The sequence below is a fragment of the Mesorhizobium sp. USDA 4132 genome (genome assembly GCF_056279545.1).
Genome location: NZ_JBWCCP010000001.1, coordinates 3,278,651 through 3,294,909 on the forward strand (window position 1 = coordinate 3,278,651; position 16,259 = coordinate 3,294,909).

General features: G+C 60.2%; 14 protein-coding genes and 1 pseudogene. 6 read left to right on the forward strand and 9 right to left on the reverse strand.

Annotated features, from left to right (window positions below):
• The first annotated feature begins 9 nt into the window (after positions 1-9).
• On the forward strand, positions 10-2,286 hold the full coding sequence (locus tag ACZ9IU_RS16765) for a hypothetical protein (RefSeq protein ID WP_080719196.1): 2,277 nt from the start codon (positions 10-12) through the stop codon (positions 2,284-2,286).
• The gene (locus ACZ9IU_RS16770; protein WP_038544767.1) at positions 2,283-3,602 is read left to right on the forward strand and encodes a glycosyltransferase family 4 protein; all 1,320 of its coding nucleotides are present in this window, start codon (positions 2,283-2,285) and stop codon (positions 3,600-3,602) included. Before ACZ9IU_RS16765 ends, ACZ9IU_RS16770 begins: the two co-directional genes overlap by 4 nt.
• An 81-nt stretch (positions 3,603-3,683) precedes the next feature.
• Here ACZ9IU_RS16770 and ACZ9IU_RS16775 read toward each other — a convergent pair whose 3' ends face one another.
• Complete coding sequence (locus tag ACZ9IU_RS16775) at positions 3,684-4,637, reverse strand: hypothetical protein (RefSeq protein ID WP_038544769.1); 954 nt, start codon at positions 4,635-4,637, stop codon at positions 3,684-3,686.
• Between the two features lie 373 nt (positions 4,638-5,010).
• Between ACZ9IU_RS16775 and rfbC the strand changes: the two genes are divergently transcribed.
• Genes rfbC through rfbA form a run of 4 tightly spaced genes read left to right on the forward strand, consistent with a single transcriptional unit; the run spans position 5,011 to position 8,459 of the window.
• Positions 5,011-5,583: a dTDP-4-dehydrorhamnose 3,5-epimerase gene (rfbC, locus tag ACZ9IU_RS16780; protein WP_038544771.1), complete on the forward strand. Its 573-nt coding sequence runs from the start codon at positions 5,011-5,013 to the stop codon at positions 5,581-5,583.
• A 10-nt stretch (positions 5,584-5,593) separates the two neighbouring features.
• Positions 5,594-6,655: a dTDP-glucose 4,6-dehydratase gene (gene rfbB, locus ACZ9IU_RS16785; RefSeq protein ID WP_038544773.1), complete on the forward strand. Its 1,062-nt coding sequence runs from the start codon at positions 5,594-5,596 to the stop codon at positions 6,653-6,655.
• Complete coding sequence (gene rfbD, locus ACZ9IU_RS16790; protein ID WP_437179058.1) at positions 6,655-7,599, forward strand: dTDP-4-dehydrorhamnose reductase; 945 nt, start codon at positions 6,655-6,657, stop codon at positions 7,597-7,599. Before rfbB ends, rfbD begins: the two co-directional genes overlap by 1 nt.
• The gene (gene rfbA / locus ACZ9IU_RS16795; RefSeq protein WP_038544776.1) at positions 7,596-8,459 is read left to right on the forward strand and encodes a glucose-1-phosphate thymidylyltransferase RfbA; all 864 of its coding nucleotides are present in this window, start codon (positions 7,596-7,598) and stop codon (positions 8,457-8,459) included. The genes rfbD and rfbA overlap by 4 nt, the downstream gene beginning before the upstream one ends.
• A 55-nt stretch (positions 8,460-8,514) precedes the next feature.
• On the opposite strand, the gene ACZ9IU_RS16800 is transcribed toward rfbA, so the two are convergent.
• From ACZ9IU_RS16800 to ACZ9IU_RS16835, 8 genes and pseudogenes are all read right to left on the reverse strand, one after another.
• Positions 8,515-9,516: a GlxA family transcriptional regulator gene (locus ACZ9IU_RS16800; protein ID WP_038544778.1), complete on the reverse strand. Its 1,002-nt coding sequence runs from the start codon at positions 9,514-9,516 to the stop codon at positions 8,515-8,517.
• On the reverse strand, positions 9,513-10,076 hold the full coding sequence (locus ACZ9IU_RS16805) for an isochorismatase family protein (protein WP_038544779.1): 564 nt from the start codon (positions 10,074-10,076) through the stop codon (positions 9,513-9,515). Before ACZ9IU_RS16805 ends, ACZ9IU_RS16800 begins: the two co-directional genes overlap by 4 nt.
• A gap of 130 nt (positions 10,077-10,206) precedes the next feature.
• A pseudogene (locus tag ACZ9IU_RS16810) lies at positions 10,207-10,311 on the reverse strand (LysR family transcriptional regulator); the annotation flags it as partial.
• 132 nt (positions 10,312-10,443) lie between these two features.
• On the reverse strand, positions 10,444-12,546 hold the full coding sequence (locus ACZ9IU_RS16815; protein WP_038544780.1) for an SUMF1/EgtB/PvdO family nonheme iron enzyme: 2,103 nt from the start codon (positions 12,544-12,546) through the stop codon (positions 10,444-10,446).
• 13 nt (positions 12,547-12,559) lie between these two features.
• The gene (locus tag ACZ9IU_RS16820) at positions 12,560-12,940 is read right to left on the reverse strand and encodes a VOC family protein (RefSeq protein ID WP_038544783.1); all 381 of its coding nucleotides are present in this window, start codon (positions 12,938-12,940) and stop codon (positions 12,560-12,562) included.
• 32 nt (positions 12,941-12,972) lie between these two features.
• A complete protein-coding gene (locus ACZ9IU_RS16825) occupies positions 12,973-14,358 on the reverse strand; it encodes an ABC transporter substrate-binding protein (protein WP_051899794.1) in 1,386 nt (461 codons plus the stop codon).
• An 8-nt stretch (positions 14,359-14,366) separates the two neighbouring features.
• A complete protein-coding gene (locus ACZ9IU_RS16830; RefSeq protein WP_038544785.1) occupies positions 14,367-15,206 on the reverse strand; it encodes an ABC transporter permease in 840 nt (279 codons plus the stop codon).
• Positions 15,207-15,208: 2 nt separating this feature from the next.
• Positions 15,209-16,219: an ABC transporter permease gene (locus tag ACZ9IU_RS16835; protein WP_038544787.1), complete on the reverse strand. Its 1,011-nt coding sequence runs from the start codon at positions 16,217-16,219 to the stop codon at positions 15,209-15,211.
• Positions 16,220-16,259 lie beyond the last annotated feature (40 nt).

Consider the following 16,259-nt stretch of genomic DNA (forward strand, 5'->3'; position numbering starts at 1 on the left):
GGGCAAGGCATGCTGGTTACGGAACAGTCCCCCACGGTTACCAACCCTCCGGTCACCGGCCCCCTGGTCACCAAACCAACGCCCGCTAAGCAGGGGGCGAGCAGGGCGATGCGCTCCGGAAGGGTTATCGGCTGCCGCGTCGACGAGGCAACCCTGCTCATTATAGGCCTCGGCCAAGTCCCGGCCGGCGACGTGACGGTTGGCGTCGGCGAAAATCAGGCCGATACGCGAAATGCATTTGTCTCGGAATGGCGACTGACCGCATCCTCACCGCGGGCCAAGCACGGCTTTGCGGCGCTCCTTCCGGCAGGGGACACGGACCTTGCCATGACCACGATACGCTTCGGAGAGACGGAGAAGGAGACGGGCACGCCCTACATCTTTGCGCCCCGTCTTGCCTCAACGGAGGAAGCGGCCGCGCTCATGCTCGAGTCCGCCGGATCTCAGTCGGCCGCCGTCATAAACCGGCTCGTAGACGCTCTGATGACCGGCAATCTCAGCCGCCGCAGGCTTCTCACCATAACCACGCTTTTACAGGCGACCCACGCCACTGATGGCTTCGTCGAGGTGATCGGCGAGAGCCATGATGGCGTGACATTCCTGCAGGGCTGGAGCCGCGGCATGGCACCGGGGCCTTGCCGGATGTCCCTGATCGGAAGGGCAACGCCGGTGGTCGCGGAATGCGGTATTGCCACGTTTACACGTCCCGACGCTCCCGATGGCGCCGCTGGTTTTGTCGGCCTTCTCGTTACGGACGAGGCCGCCCGCGTTGCCGACATTGAAGGTCTGATCTTTCGAGGGCGCGCCGGTTGGAGGCATGTTGCGGTCCACCCTCGAAAGCGCATCGCCGATCGGCAGGAAACCCCCGAACATATCCGGTCGGTCCTGATGCGCACCCACAGCACGCCGGACGTGCTCCTGTCCCTGCGGGCCGCCGCCAACAGTTTCGAGGGCAAGGAAACCGTCTCCGGCCTGTCCTATCCCGTCCGGATGGGGATAGACAGCATATTCGAGGCCGATGCGGGAAATCTCCTCATCTCCGGCTGGCTGTATGACCCCGATGGCCACGTCGCGACAGTTAAGCTGCGCCGACGCGATGCTGCAACCCGCCTCGACGAACACTGGACGCGCTTCGATCGCCCTGACGTCGCGGACAGTTTCAACGACCAGACGCACCTTGTGCCGGGTCTGCGGGGAGATCAGCGCGCCCACGGCTTCGTTGCCCACGCCCAGTTACCGGGCGAAGATCCAGGCGCGTCCCTTTATTTCGAGCTGACGCTGCAGGATTCGCGCCGTGCGTTTCTGCCGGTCAAACCGACGCGCCTTTCGGCACGTTCGGCGGCATTGCGCCAGATCGGCTCGATCGATCCCGTCAACAGCGCGCTGCCGGCGATCGTCGATACACACGTTGTTCCGTTCCTGACACGATCATCAGGAAGATCAGCGCCGGCCATCGAAACGATCATCGACGCTGGATTCTTCGATGAGAAAAACGGTCTGCCGATCATCATCGGCGTAGGCGAGAGCGAGGAGGACATCTCCCCGCTGCTTGCCCTGCTCGCACTCGATCCGGAAACCCGGGGCGCGCCAATCGTGATTGCCATGCCTGCCGAGCGGTTTCGCAGGCAGGCCGCCCGCCTCAAGGAACTCGCGCGTTTCTATCGCCTTTCGGTCAGGTTGGTATCGACGAAGGGAACGGGCGACGTCTACGACATGCTGGAAGCGGGCACGCAGGCGCTTTCCTGTGAAACGGTCGTGTCGCTCTCCGCCTCACTGATCCCGCATGGGAGAGGCTGGTATGGCAAGCTCGTCGCCGCTGCTTCCACGATGAAAGGAAGCATCATCTCGCCCGTCCTGGCTTACGAAGACCATTCGGTTCGCTGGGCGGGAAGCTGGATCGACGATGGCAACGACGACCAACCGGTCGTGGGCCGCTACGCCGGATATCCGCTCAAAGCGGTTACCGACATGAACGTGACCCACATCGCAGCGGCCTCGCTCGAATGCTGCATCATGCCCCGCGACGCTCTCTCGGGCGCGGGCAGCTTCTGCGGTGGCTATCTCGGTGCGCAGGAGAAGGGTGTGGATCTAGGCCTCCGCCTCAGCCGGTCCGGGTTCGACTCCTATTTGCTGCCGTCCGTGCAGATGTGGGGCTGCGACGACGCACGCGCCGGCGATAGTCCTGCGATGGCGGCTTTAGTGGAAGAGATCGACCGGAAGATCTTCAAGAGCCAATGGCTGCCTATCCTCACCGTTGAAAAGCACCTGGAAAAGAGGCCCGCATGAACGAGCAGCTTCGCGTCCTTGTCGTCTCGCATGCGCATCCGTCGGTCTCGCTCGGCGGGGCGGAAATCGCGTCCCACAACCTGCATCTCGGCCTGAAAGCATTGCCGAACGTGGAATCGGTTTATCTGGCCCGGATCGGTCACCCGGTGCCGCGACACGCCGCATCCGCGCTGATGAGCCTGCGCCTTGTCGAGGACGAATTGCTGTTCCACACGGACGATTACGACCATTTCTTCCTGTCCAACGGCGATACCCGGGCGATCAGCCAGGACCTCTTGCGTTTTGCGCGCGATCTGAGGCCCCATGTCATCCATTTCCATCATGTTCTCGGTATCGGCCTCGAAGCGCTCTATGCTTTGCGAGAAGCGTTTCCGCACGCCGCCATCATCGTCACATTCCACGAATATCTGTCGATCTGCCACAATCACGGGCAGATGGTGAAACGGCCTTCCGGCCAGCTCTGCGAAACCGCATCCCCCGTCGCCTGCCACGGCTGCTTTCCCGAGATCCCCGTCTCGCGTTTCCTGAAGCGCGAACTGTTCGCCCGCGGCATGCTCGACCTTGCCGACGCTTTCATCTCCCCCAGCCGGTTCCTGGCGGATCGCTACGCCGCATGGGGCATCGAAAGAGACAAGATCAGCGTGATCGAAAACGGCATCGCCATGGAAACAGCAGCGCCCGCGCGCGAGGTTCAAGGTCTCAAGCCGCGCCGCAATCGCTTTGCCTATTTCGGACAAATGACTCCATTCAAGGGCGCCGATATCCTGATCGACGCCGTCTCGCGTATCCCGAAGGAGATATGGGGCGAAGACTCCTGCCTGATGATCTTCGGCGGCAATCTTGAGCGACAGCCGGTCGAATTCCAGGAACGGATCAAGAAGCTCATCGCCGACGCCGGCAACCGCGTTCGCTTCTACGGCGCCTACCAGAACGCGGACGTGCCACGTCTCATGCGTTCCGTCGACTGGGTGGTTCTGCCGTCCGTCTGGTGGGAAAACTCGCCCGTTGTCATCCAGGAAGCTCTGCTCCACCGCAGGCCGATGATCTGCTCCGATATCGGCGGAATGGCCGAAAAGGTGCGTGACGGAAAGGATGGCCTGCACTTTCGCGCCGGCAGCAGCCAGGATCTCGCGGATCGCATCGTCGAGGTGCTGGGCGATGGCAAAATCTGGGAGCGGCTGCGCGTTTCCATGCGCCAACCCGCCGACCGCGCCGCCTGCGCGCGGGAACACGTCAAGCTCTATCGCACATTGCTGCGGCGGAAACTCGATGCCGCGATCGCCGAGAGCCCCAAGCTTCTGTCGCCCGCGCTTTAAGACGCTCGCCTCGATAAACGCCAAGAGGACCGTCCTTCTTCAGGAAGGTCGCCTTGTCGGGCGGGCCCGGCAACATTGGGATCACGAATGCAAGGCACCGGCCGCTCTGAGCCGGGCGATACGGCCGTCCAGTTCCTCCAGCCGACGGCCGAAGCCGAGATTGTCCGGCTGATACGCCATGGCGTCCGCAAGCATGGCCCGCGCCGTCACAAGCTCACCGTCGCGAATATGGCGATTGGCCCGGTGGTAGAGGAAGTTTGCCTGCTCGACAGGAGAGAAATTTGGGCCGAAGCGCGCGTGAAACCGGTCGGCCCAGGCCCGATGCCGAGCAATCGCCGTCATGGCGATCTGATAGGGCCGCATTGGCGCGGTCACGCGCGCTGCACGGGCGAGACCGCGCAGACCCGGCAGATCGTCTCCGCGGCAGGCCTCGATCACCGAGAGCGCGCGCGCCGTCCCGGTAAAGGCGCGAACGGTGCCATGGCCGGTCATATGGACAGGCACCAGATGGGTCCTCTCCTGCAGCGTCGCGATCCGAACCGCGTGCTGGTGATCGACGGCGTGAAACGGATCGAAGAACAGATAGGCCCGGCCGGCCGCGTGATCAGGCGCGATCCCCATATTGGCGTGGAGATCGGGCGAGAAATGGCGCGTAAACCTACCGTCGAAAGGAACGGCTTTCGGATCGATCGAGACTTGCGGGCAAAAGGCGACAGCCACTGTGGCGTTGAAGCGCCTCCGATAGCGCAATGCCGCATAGCCGCCCTGCGAATGCCCGTAGAGGATCCGCTCCGATGCCGCGTGAAGGATAGGCGCGGCTGCCTCGACAGCCTTGACGACGCTCGCCGCCGGAAACCAGTTCGGTCGCCTGCTGATGAAGCCAAGCGCCGAAATGTCGGCCTTCTCGCACAATCGCTGCCCCCAGAAACGACTGCCGTTCGCCCTCATTTCCATTTCGTTAAATGTGACGAGAAGATAGGGAGACGACCCGGAACGATGTATCACCTCCAAATTTTCATCTGAAAATATGATCATACGGCCACCATTAAGCGGTTTTGCAATAAAAGTAATTCAAGTTTTGAACTATAATTGCTCCATACGCAATCATGCGCAAAATGTTGTTTAACATCAATAACAGATTTACACGAATGACTGGAATATATATTCATTGATCTCCATATTTCTGGCTATAGGGTTTATCGGGGCTTGGATAAACCAAATCACGCCCCAACGCTCGCACAAGATGTTCTCGCCTGCATTCGTTACCCTGGAGACAACGAGACCGGCTTCGTTGCAACGGCACAAAACGAAAAAGCCCTTTGGAGATGTCACGAATGATCCAGTGAACGCGGCCGGATATGTCCATCACGTGGTTGAGATGACCTAGCGGTCTGAGTGCGAGGAAGACATGCAATTTGAACGAACGAAAATCCCCGACGTCGTGCTGGTGACGCCCAAAAAAAATGGAGACCATCGCGGATACTTTTCAGAGACTTTTCGGTCTGACCTCTTTGGTCAAAACATCGGTGCCTTCAACTTCGTCCAGGATAACCAGTCGCTTTCGGTAGACGCTGGAACGGTGAGAGGACTGCACTTTCAGGCTGAACCTCACGCCCAAGGAAAGCTGGTCCGATGCATCGCCGGATCCATCCTCGACATCGCAGTCGATATCCGGAAAGGCTCACCAACTTTTGGGCAATATGTCCAGGCGGAACTGACCGCCGAGAACGGTTGCCAGGTCTGGCTTCCCGCCGGGTTTGCGCATGGGTTCTGCACTCTCCAGCCCAACAGCATCATCTCCTACAAGGTAACGGACTACTACAGCCGCGACCATGACCGTGGAATATTGTGGAACGATCCCGAGCTCAACATCAGGTGGCCGGTGACAACCGAAGGCGCCGTGCTTTCGCAGAGAGATCGGATGCAACCGCGTCTCGCGGAGCTTGAGACGACGTCATTCACAATAGCTGATGGCAGCTAGGGGACATACAATGCGCGTCCTTGTTACCGGCGGAGCCGGGTTCATCGGATCGGCTGTCGTGCGTCATCTGGTTCTCGTCAGAAACTACGACGTCTTGACCGTAGACAAGCTGACTTATGCCGGCAACGTGGCGTCGCTCGCCACCGTCGAGAACAATCCGCGGCATCGTTTCCTTCAGGCAGACATTTGCAATCGAGCGGCGATGCAGGAGGCGTTCGACAGTTTCAAACCCGACCGAGTCATGCATCTGGCGGCGGAGAGCCATGTGGACCGCTCTATAACTGGCGCCCGCGACTTCGTCGAAACCAACGTCGTCGGCTCATTTACCTTGCTGGAGGCAGCCCGGCACTACTGGCAGGATCTCTTCGGCAAAGCGAAAACAGACTTTCGCTTTCTCCACGTCTCAACCGACGAGGTTTATGGCTCTCTCGGCGAAGACGGATTGTTCACCGAAGAAACCCCCTACGATCCCTCTTCTCCCTATTCAGCGTCCAAAGCAGCCTCTGATCACCTGGCCAAAGCGTGGGGCCGCACCTATGGCATGCCGGTTATTGTCTCCAACTGCTCGAACAATTACGGCCCTTATCACTTCCCTGAAAAACTGATCCCGCTGATTGTGCTGAATGCTCTAGAGAGCAAATCGCTGCCAGTTTACGGCAACGGCGCCAATATCCGCGACTGGCTATTTGTCGAGGACCACGCAAGGGCGCTGGACCTCATCGCCGAACGCGGCAGGATTGGCGAAACATACAATATCGGCGGCCGCAATGAGCGGAGCAACATAGAGGTGGTCAAGCGCATCTGCTCGATCATGGATACCCTCCGGCCGCAGAAAGCCCCACACGAGCGACTGATCACATATGTCAGGGACCGGCCAGGGCATGACGCACGTTACGCAATCGACGCCACGAAGCTCGAGGTGGAACTGGGTTGGGAGGCGGAAGAAAACTTCGATACCGGGATCGAAAAGACGGTCAAGTGGTACCTGGAAAACGAATGGTGGTGGGCGCCGCTTCGTCAGGGATACGGCGGTGGCCGGCTCGGCCTCCTTAACGGATCCGGAGGCAAATGATGGCACGGCGGTATGTGGTCACCGGGCGTTTCGGGCAGGTCGCGCAGTCTCTGATCGAGCGAGCCGAGCGCCACGGCGAGATAGAGATTATTCCGCTCGCAAGACCCAATCTCGACCTTGCCGATATCGGAACGATCGAAAAAGCTCTTGTGGACGCGAGACCTGAACTGATCATCTCCGCTGCCGCCTATACTGCCGTCGACCAAGCAGAAAGCGACGCCGCCAAAGCTTTTCTCGTCAATAGTGCGGCCATAGATGAGATCGGTCGCGTCGCGACCAAGCTCAACGTGCCGATTATCCACTTGTCGACGGACTATGTCTTCGACGGCAGCAAGACTTCGCCTTATCATGAGAGTGACCCCGTCGCGCCCCTCAATGTTTATGGTCAATCGAAGCTTGAGGGCGAACGTCGTCTGGTCGCGTCGGGAGCAGATTACGTCATCCTCAGGACCGCGTGGGTCTACAGCCCCTTTAACAAGAACTTTTTGCGCACGATGTTGCAGCTTGCTGGAAGTCGCGACGAACTCGATGTCGTCGCCGATCAATACGGCAATCCAACATCTGCACTCGATATCGCCGATGCCATCTTAGCGGTTGCCGACAATTTGCTGTCGTCACGGGACCAGCGCCTGCGCGGTATATTCCACATGGCGGGAAGCGGTGAGGCCAGCTGGGCAGACTTTGCGTCCGAGATCTTCCGCATATCTGTCGAGATGGGTGACCCGTCAGCGATCGTCCATCCGATCCCGACTGCGCAATATCCGACACCGGCTCGCAGGCCAAACAATTCGAGGCTGGATTGCAGCAAACTCGAAAGGGTTCACGGTGTCCGTCTGCCCAACTGGAAAATCGCGACTGCGACTACATTGCAAAGGCTCTTGGCCTGCGATGCGCCGGAAAAACAGGCCGGCATGGAAAAGGCATCCGAGGAGAACTGTCGATGAAGGGTATCATTCTGGCTGGCGGCAACGGGACGCGTCTGCATCCGATGACGCTTGTCACGTCGAAACAGCTGATGCCCGTCTACGACAAGCCGATGATCTATTATCCGCTCTCAACGTTGATGCTGGCCGGAATACGCGACATCCTCATCATATCCACACCGCATGATCTGCCCGATTTTCGCAACCTGTTAGGTGACGGTTCGGCTTGGGGAATCTCGCTCTCCTATGCAGAACAGCCTTCGCCTGCAGGTCTTGCTCAAGCTTATATCATCGGTGCCGATTTTGTCGGATCGGATCAGTCCTGCCTCATCCTCGGTGACAACATTTTCTACGGCCATGGCATCACCGAGCTTTTTGAAAGTGCGGCGGCGCGCAACGATGGTGCGACGGTGTTCGCCTATCATGTCCACGATCCGGAACGTTATGGCGTCGTGGAGTTCGACAAGGCAATGAAAGCGATCTCGATCGTCGAAAAGCCGACGGTACCGAAATCCAACTGGGCGGTGACCGGGCTCTATTTTTACGACAAGGACGTGGTCGACATTGCCGCAAACCTCAAGCCGTCGCTGCGGGGTGAACTGGAGATCACCGATGTCAACCGGGTCTATCTCGAACGTGGCAAGTTGAACGTCGAACAGATGGGCCGCGGTTTTGCTTGGCTCGATACCGGGACGCCCGAGAGTTTGTTGGAAGCAGGCAACTTTGTCGGCACTCTGCAGAAGCGGCAGGGCATCAAGATCAACAGCCCTGAAGAGGTCGCCTGGCGCAGGGGCTTTATAGATGACAACCAGCTGGAAGCCGTTGGCAAGAAGCTGGGCAAAAGCGAATATGGCAGATATCTACAAACGCTTTGTAGGTAAGTTTGGTATTCGTAACATCAATTTACCAGATGCATCGAGATCACGCTGGATCCAGTCAGACCTTGCCGACCCGCACACGCGCAGGCGAGGCATCATGCAGCCTGCGCCAAGCGCGGCGAAATTGCCTTGCCGATGAAAATCCGGCCCGTTCGGCAACGCTTTCCATATCCAGCCTCGAGCCGACAACGAGCTCCCTGGCGAGGGCTATGCGCATGCGGTTGACATAGTCGATCACGCTCATGCCGGCATGCTCGTTGAAAAGCCTCGACAGGTTGCGGGGACTGGTCGCTGCGACCTGCGCCAGCGTTTCCAACGACCAGTCGCGCGACGGGTCCGAACCGACCGCATCCTGGGCGCGATGAATGGCAGGATGAATATGATTGCGCCCTTCGAGCCAAGGCGAGAGCTGCGGGTCGGCGCCTGCCCGGCGCAGATAGATGACGAGGTTGCGTGCAACGGCCAATGCTGTCGCATGACTTACGTCGCGCGCAATAACGGCCAGCATCAGGTCGATGCCCGCTGTGACGCCGGCACTCGTCAGCCGTTCTCCGTCTTCAACATAAAGCCGGTTCTCCCGGACACGCGCCGTTGGCGCAAAACGGGTCAGGTCGGCGAGCAGGCTATAATGCGTGGTGCATTCATGGCCTTCTAGCAAACCGGCGCGCGCGGCAAGCAGCGCACCGGAGCAGATCGTTGCGAGACGAATGCCAGGCCGTACGGTTCGCCTCAACCATTCGACGATTTCGGTTTCCAGCGGGGCATCAGTGTTTCTTGTGTCAATGATCGCACCCAGCGGCTCGTCAACCGCGCCCGACACGACGACGAGAGTTCCATCTGGAAGATCCGCAGGCAAAGGATTGATTCCGGTCAGGCCGAGTCCGGTCGAACTGAGAATGTCGGCGGACGGTCCGATATAGGTGATGGAGAATCGAACCGCTGCCTGCTCCAGGTTGGCTCTTCGCAACACCTCCATTGGTCCGGCGATGTCCAGCAACAGAGTGCGCGGCGGCACAACTACATAGACAGGGACGATCCGCCGCCGCTCTTCTTCTGTCATGCTGCGGCGCGCTTCGGAGCTTGAGCCAGCGCCTCCTCGACGGTCGCAATCCGGGCGAAGCGATCGGCCAGCACCAATTCGGTGCGGGCACGGATTTCCGCGGCGCTCCATTCGCGGCCCGTAACATCCGTCATCGGAAAGGTTAGCGTCGCCTCGCCGACATAGTCGACCGCATAGCCGAGATCGGAAGCATGCCGGGTCGTGGTTTCGCAGCATTGCTCGGTGCGGATACCGGAAACAATGAGGCTACGGATGCCATGCCCCGTGAGCCAGACATCAAGTCCGCTGCCGACAAGCGCGCTATGCCGGCGCTTGCGGAAGACGGCGTCCGCGTCGATGCGGAGCGGCGCAAACGGGCGAACGAGGCCGGAGGCTTCGGAAAATGCTCCGGAATCCTCGACGTGAAAAATCTGGATGACGGGAAAGCCGGACGCTTTTGCACCATCGATCAGGGCCTGTTGGCGTTCGACATAAAGCGCGACGCCCTCCTCACGGAAGTAGGGGCGATGACGGAAGGATTCCTGAGCGTCGATGACAAGAAGTGCGGTGCTGGCGGACATTTTTGTTATCTCCAATGATGAGTATGAAGATAGTTCTAGCGCCTCATTCATAAATGATAATGTCCGTTGTGGACAGATAGCGGACATATCACGCCAACGCGTTGTTTGGCCTGTGAGCTTTCTCCGGCGACTATGGGTTTCCACTCGGTGCACCCTCGGCCCAGGTTCCAATTAACATCGTCATGAACCGCTCGGCCGCCGGAGAGAGGGTGCCTCCACGACGGCGAACGATCCCTCCTGATCATCGACAGGATTCTCGACGTGATCGAGAGCAAGCTCATCAAATGGCGGCCAAACGCGGCGGAAGAGCGGCCGGCGTGATGCTTTGGAGGCCGGCTCATGCCGGCCTATCTCCAATATGCAACTGCTACCCCAAGAGGCGTTCGGAAAAGCCAGGATCGACCGTTGCATCATGACGCGTCACCTTGGCGACCACGATCCGGAAACCGTTCCCGCGCCAGAAACCGTCGGGCTCAAGGCTACCGCGATAGGTGCAGCAGGCCTTTAGCTTGCCGCTGGAGAAACAGCCGCCGCGCAACACTCTGCGGACGGACGGTGCAGCGTCCGTCGTCTCGCGACCGTCGTCCGCATAGGGATATTTGAAACTCGGCGTCCCCATATCCTCACCCCAGAGCGTTGTGCCCCATTCCCAGACCTGACCGGCCATTTCGTAGCACCCGTAGGGGGAACGCCCCTTGGGAAAGAGGCCGACCGTGCAGGTATTGTTGAAACCCGCTTCCTCGGAATTTGCGGCATCGTCGACCCAGGTATTGCCCCAGGGATAAACGATGATTTCGTCGCCCACATCCGGCTGATCGCCCCGCGCAGCGCGCTCCCATTCCGGTTCCGTCGGCAGACGAATGGTCTCGTCTGCCCCGATCCGGCCTCCGGCACGCCAGCGCGCCGTCAGCCAGTCGCAGTAGGCTCGCGCATCCCGCCAGGTCAGGTCAGCGGCCGGCGCATTGCGGCGATCCTCGGCAAAGCCGTCCGGGCTGCGCCATAACCGTCCGGTTTCCACGACAAAAGCGCTGTAGGCGGCGTTCGTGACAGGATAGAGACCTATACGGAAGGCATCGACAGACACCTGATGCGGCGGCGCAGAGTTGGGATGAGTGTTGGAGCCGAAGGTGAAGGTGCCGCCCGGCACATCCGCCAGCGCATCGAGATCGCGCGGATCACCCCAGACCGACAGTTTGCGGCCCGCCTTTTCGCGCTCCGGCGCGGACAATGCGCCATCCCGGACAATTGCCAGAAGGTGATTTGCGACGAGATCCCGCAGCGAGCCAGGTTCCGTCAGCAGATCGGCCGCAAGGAGCGCACCGTGCCGCACCTCGTCGCCGTTACCCTCGATGAGAGCTTCGATCAATGCGCTTGCCTTTTCCGAGCCGGATAGTCGCAGAGCAAGACTCCTGAGCACCGGTGTCCAGAGATCGGGGCGTTGACGGAAAGGCTGGACGGCTTCTTCTGCAGACCGCGAGGCGAGATGGCGTGCGGCAAGCAGCTGGCGCACACGCGTGACCGGCAGAACCGTGGGATCGTCAAGCTTCCCAGTCAGCGCGTCGAACGCCAGCCCGGAGAGGAACGCCGCCGTCCCGGCATCGCCGCATACTTTTATAAGCCAATCATCAGTAATCGCTTCGGCAGTCTCGCCGACATTTTCCCCATTGATCGCCATGGCGAACAGTGCCGGATTGGCGGCGGCATCTCCCAGCGCTATGCCCGTTACATCGAGATCGAGCCCGGCGAGCCGCCTGGCCGCATCACGGCGCTGGACCTTCAGCAGCGGCAGGAGGTCGTAACGTACGAAGCCCGATGGAAGCGCCCACCCCTTGACGACGGAAATCTCGCCGAGCGCCAGCAGGCGAATGCGTGGATGGAGCGCCTGAAAGAGCAGAGCTTCGCTCAGAAGTGCAAGACCGTCGGCACCCGCGGCGTCGATATCGTCGAGCATAACCAGCAAGGTCGCGTCCGAATTCGTCCATGCCTCGGCAGACAGGAGAGCCTCATTCCCCGGCAACGCCACTTCCAACAATTCGGCGAACGTCTTGCCGGCTGTCACCGACACATAAAGCGGCAGGACGTCTTCCAGCCCCCAGATTTCATCATGCACGGCACCGAGATCGTTACGCGACAGAGGTGCCGCCACAGGCCCCTCGCCCGCGAGCCTGAAGGCGAGATGGCGCGCGAAGCTCGTCTTGCCGCTGCCCGTTTCGCCCGCCAGCAGCAGCGCGGGATGGTCGCGGGCCATTTCCAATGCCGAAAAATAAACGACCGGTTCCGGCTCCGCCTGCTCCTTCAGCTTGCGCAGGCCCTTGGCGGCCTTGTCCTCGAAGCTGAAATTGACGAGCAGCGGGATATAGCCGGCCTGCAGATCGGCCACCGAACCGTCCGGCAGCGACAGCAACGGTGCCTGTCCGAATTCATGAGCCTTCGAGAACAGCGTGTCACGCATCACCGTCGGTACGGTCATTGATCGGCCCCCATCAGAACAATTTTGCGACATCCGGGTTATGGAAACGCTGGATTTCGATTGCGTAGCCGGCCGGGTCCTCGAAGAAGAAGTGTTCGCAATAGGTGCCGCGCAGCATATCCGACAAGCCTTTCACCCCGGCCTCCTTCATGCGCTTGTGCCAGCCTTCGACATCCTGCGCGACGATGGTCAAGAGGACCGCGCTCTTTTCCTGATGTTTCAGGTGGCCGCGGTTGCCGTCGACAATGCCGAAATAGCACTTGCCGGCGATGCGATAGATGCGCGCCAGGCCCTGGTCCAGCACCAGTTCGAAGCCGAGCACCTTCTCGTAGAAGGAAGCGATGGCGTGGATGTCTTCGTAGTAGAAGAAGGTGATCGAATAGTCTTTTTCCATCGTCTTATCCTTGGATCGGCGAATGTTGGGGCTCAGCGAATGTTGAGCGTGCCCTTGTGATCGATCGATAGTCCGCCGATGCCTTTACGCGCCGCAAAGACATCGATGGGATGAACGAGATAAAGCCAGGGCGGGTTCTGATGAAGTCGGGTCAGGCAGCGCGCATAGGCCAGTTCCCGGTCGGCGTCATCGACTGCGTGGTTGGCCGCTGCGATCAGCGCCTCGGTCTCCGGGTCGTCGTAACCCTGCCACCACACGGCTTTCGTCCTGGCTGAAATCTTGTCGTTCAGGATACGGTAGGTGCTGTGCGGCGAGGAATCGAAGATCGCCATGTCGCCCATTTCCTTGCGGCCGATCTGGCGCGCATATTCCGGCCGGTCGAGCTCCGTCTCGACGTTAACCTCGAGCCCCACCGCCTCCAGCGAAGCCGCCACGAAGCGGCTCACTTCCGGCGAACGTTCGGGCATGAAGGTCGGCGTGCGCAGCCGGATCGGTCCGCCCGCATCGACGCCGTCGAGCAGCCGTTTCGCCTTTTCCGGGTCATGGCCGATGGGAGCAAGGTTCGCCTTGCCGGCTCCGAGATGGAAGGGGCTGACGATGGTCGAGGACGGCACGGCAAGACCGTGGAAAATCTCTTCGGCAATCGCTGCGGTATTCACTGCATGGTTGACAGCAAGTCGCGCTTGAGCCGAGCGGAAGACGCCCTGGCTGCAATTCAGATAATACATGACCGACAGCGTATTGATCGCCCTGCCCCAGTCAAAGGCAGTGTCGAACACGAGGCGGCCTTCCACCCGTTCCAGATTGAGTGCTGCATCGATGCTGCCGTCCCTGAGCTGAGCATAACGCGCTTCCGCATGTTTTTCCGCCAGCGCCACGATGCGCTGCGGTCCAGCTTCGCCGTTCACCCGCTCCAGCATGACGCGCTTCGACTGTTCGAATTCCACCACCCGATAACGCCCCGTACCGAGGATAGGCCGACCGTCGGCATCGAAACGGCAGATGTAGAATTCGGAAAAGATGTCGAGGATATCGGCGATAGGATCGGGATTTTCGACACGTACGACATCCGGGCCTTCCGCCGTGATGCGCGCATCCTTGAGGTAGCGCGCATAGGACCATTTCATGCCGAACGTATCGACGGCTTCCAGGATGCCATCGAGGAAGCCGATGATGTCTTCCGCCACGCAGGGCTTGCCGTCATGGAAGATCGCGCCTTCGCGGATATGGAAACGCCATTCGCGGCCGTCAGCCGAGTGGGTCCAGCGGTCGAACAGCGCCGGCCGCACGAAACCGTCGTCCCATTTCAGCAGCGGTTCGAAAACGAGGTTCTTCAGCGTCAGCACGCTGGTATCGTCGGTGACCCGCGTCGGCGGCAGGAAATCCACTTTTTCCAGACTGATGGTAAGCGTGCTCACGGGCAACCTCAATCGAGTTCGTTGCGGCGACGCGGATTGAACCAATCCGCCAGGCTATCGCCGATCAGGTTGAACGACAGAACGGCCAACAGGATCGCCATGCCGGGAGCGAGCGCCACCCAAGCGGCGCTGCGGACAAATTGCAGGTTGGCGGAAACGTCAGCACCCCATTCGGCCAGCGGAGGCTGGGCACCGAGACCCAGAAAGCCGAGGCTGGCGGTTTGCAGGATGGCACTGCCGAGCGCCAGCGTCGATTGCACCAGCAAAGGCCCTAGCCCGTTGACGAAGATGTAGCGCAGCAGGATTCGATGGGTCGGCAGACCAAGTGAAACTGCGGCCTCCACATAGGGTTTGACGGAAATGCTCAGCGCCTGGCTGCGCGCGACCCGCGCGAACTGAGGCGCCAGCGTGATGGCAACAGCAAGCATGGCATTCTGGAGGCTCGGTCCGAAAGCCGCAGCAAGCGCAATCGCCAGGACCAGCGCCGGGAAGGCCAGAATGGCGTCGACGATACGCATGATGATGCTGTCGGGCCAACCTCCCACGAAGCCTGCCAGCATCCCGAAGAAAACGCCGATCACGAAGGCGATGGCGACCACGCCGACGCCGATGGCCAGCGTCGCTCGGCCACCATACATGATGCGGGTCATTACATCGCGGCCGAAAGCGTCGGTACCAAGCCAGTGAGCAAGTGTCGGCGCGTCCAGCTTGTGGAGGATATCGAGCTTGGTCGGCGTATAGGGCGAGACCAGTGGACCGATGGTGATCAGGCCTACGAGGGCGACTAAGATGACGAGGCCGACCACCGCCAGCTTATTGCGTCGCAAGAAGATCAGCAGTTCACGCATGATCACCCCATCTTCCGGCGGATGCGCGGATCGAGGACTCCATAGAGCAGGTCCACGATGATCGATGTGAGGACGAACATCAGGGCGAAGACCAGCGTCGTGCCTTGAATGACCGGATAGTCACGGTTCTTGATCGCTTCGAACATGTAGCGGCCGATGCCCGGCCAGGCGAAGATCGTCTCGGTCAGGATCGCACCGCCGAGCATTTCCGCGAATTTCAACCCGATAACGGTGATCGCCGGCAGCAGCGAATTGCGCAGGCCGTGGTTCAGCACGACACTCGAACGCCGCACCCCCTTGGCCCTGGCGGTGCGGATGAAGTCCTCACCCATCACGTCGAGCATGGTATTGCGCACGAAGCGGCCGAGCGTGGCGGCGAGAAACGAGGCGAGCACCGCAGTCGGCAGAATGAGATGTTGGACCGCACTCCATGCCGCCGCGAAATTACCGGTAATGATGCCGTCGAGAACGGCAAAACCGGTCACGGTTTCTACCGTCAAAAAAGAACTCATCCGTCCCGATACCGGCAGCCAGCCGAGATAGGTCGCAAAGATCAGCTGCAGGATAAGCGCCAGCAGGAAGGCAGGCATCGACACCCCGACCAGCGAGACGACCCGGGTAACGTGGTCGAAGATGGAGTTGGGCCGGACGGCCGACAGCACCCCGATCGGGATGCCAAGGATGATGGCGACGATGACGGCCAGAACCGAAAGCTCGATCGTCGCCGGCAGGCGCGTCAGAATTTCGCCTGTCACGGGCAGGCCTGACTTCAGGGAGAAACCGAGATCACCCTTCAACAGACCAAATACGTAGTTGGCAAATTGCAGGACCACAGGCTGATCGAGATCGAGTTGGGCACGCAGCGCGTCGATCTGCTCCTTCGTCGCACCCGGACCGAGCAGCGTCACGGCCGGATCGCCGGGTATCAACCGGACCAGTGAAAAGACAATCACCAGCACGATGCACATGACGGGTATCAGCGCGATCAGGCGGCGTATGATGAAACTCGCCATGCTCTCCAACTCATTGCAAAGCCGCCCGCACCGGCGGATA

Bases quoted from the DNA above. Each gene is read 5' to 3' on its own strand.
- ACZ9IU_RS16765 (WP_080719196.1), top strand. From the start codon at position 10: ATGCTGGTTACGGAACAGTCCCCCACGGTTACCAACCCTCCGGTCACC.
- ACZ9IU_RS16770 (WP_038544767.1), top strand. From the start codon at position 2,283: ATGAACGAGCAGCTTCGCGTCCTTGTCGTCTCGCATGCGCATCCGTCG.
- ACZ9IU_RS16775 (WP_038544769.1), bottom strand. From the start codon at position 4,637: ATGATCATATTTTCAGATGAAAATTTGGAGGTGATACATCGTTCCGGG.
- rfbC (WP_038544771.1), top strand. From the start codon at position 5,011: ATGCAATTTGAACGAACGAAAATCCCCGACGTCGTGCTGGTGACGCCC.
- rfbB (WP_038544773.1), top strand. From the start codon at position 5,594: ATGCGCGTCCTTGTTACCGGCGGAGCCGGGTTCATCGGATCGGCTGTC.
- rfbD (WP_437179058.1), top strand. From the start codon at position 6,655: ATGGCACGGCGGTATGTGGTCACCGGGCGTTTCGGGCAGGTCGCGCAG.
- rfbA (WP_038544776.1), top strand. From the start codon at position 7,596: ATGAAGGGTATCATTCTGGCTGGCGGCAACGGGACGCGTCTGCATCCG.
- ACZ9IU_RS16800 (WP_038544778.1), bottom strand. From the start codon at position 9,516: ATGACAGAAGAAGAGCGGCGGCGGATCGTCCCTGTCTATGTAGTTGTG.
- ACZ9IU_RS16805 (WP_038544779.1), bottom strand. From the start codon at position 10,076: ATGTCCGCCAGCACCGCACTTCTTGTCATCGACGCTCAGGAATCCTTC.
- ACZ9IU_RS16815 (WP_038544780.1), bottom strand. From the start codon at position 12,546: ATGACCGTACCGACGGTGATGCGTGACACGCTGTTCTCGAAGGCTCAT.
- ACZ9IU_RS16820 (WP_038544783.1), bottom strand. From the start codon at position 12,940: ATGGAAAAAGACTATTCGATCACCTTCTTCTACTACGAAGACATCCAC.
- ACZ9IU_RS16830 (WP_038544785.1), bottom strand. From the start codon at position 15,206: ATGCGTGAACTGCTGATCTTCTTGCGACGCAATAAGCTGGCGGTGGTC.
- ACZ9IU_RS16835 (WP_038544787.1), bottom strand. From the start codon at position 16,219: ATGGCGAGTTTCATCATACGCCGCCTGATCGCGCTGATACCCGTCATG.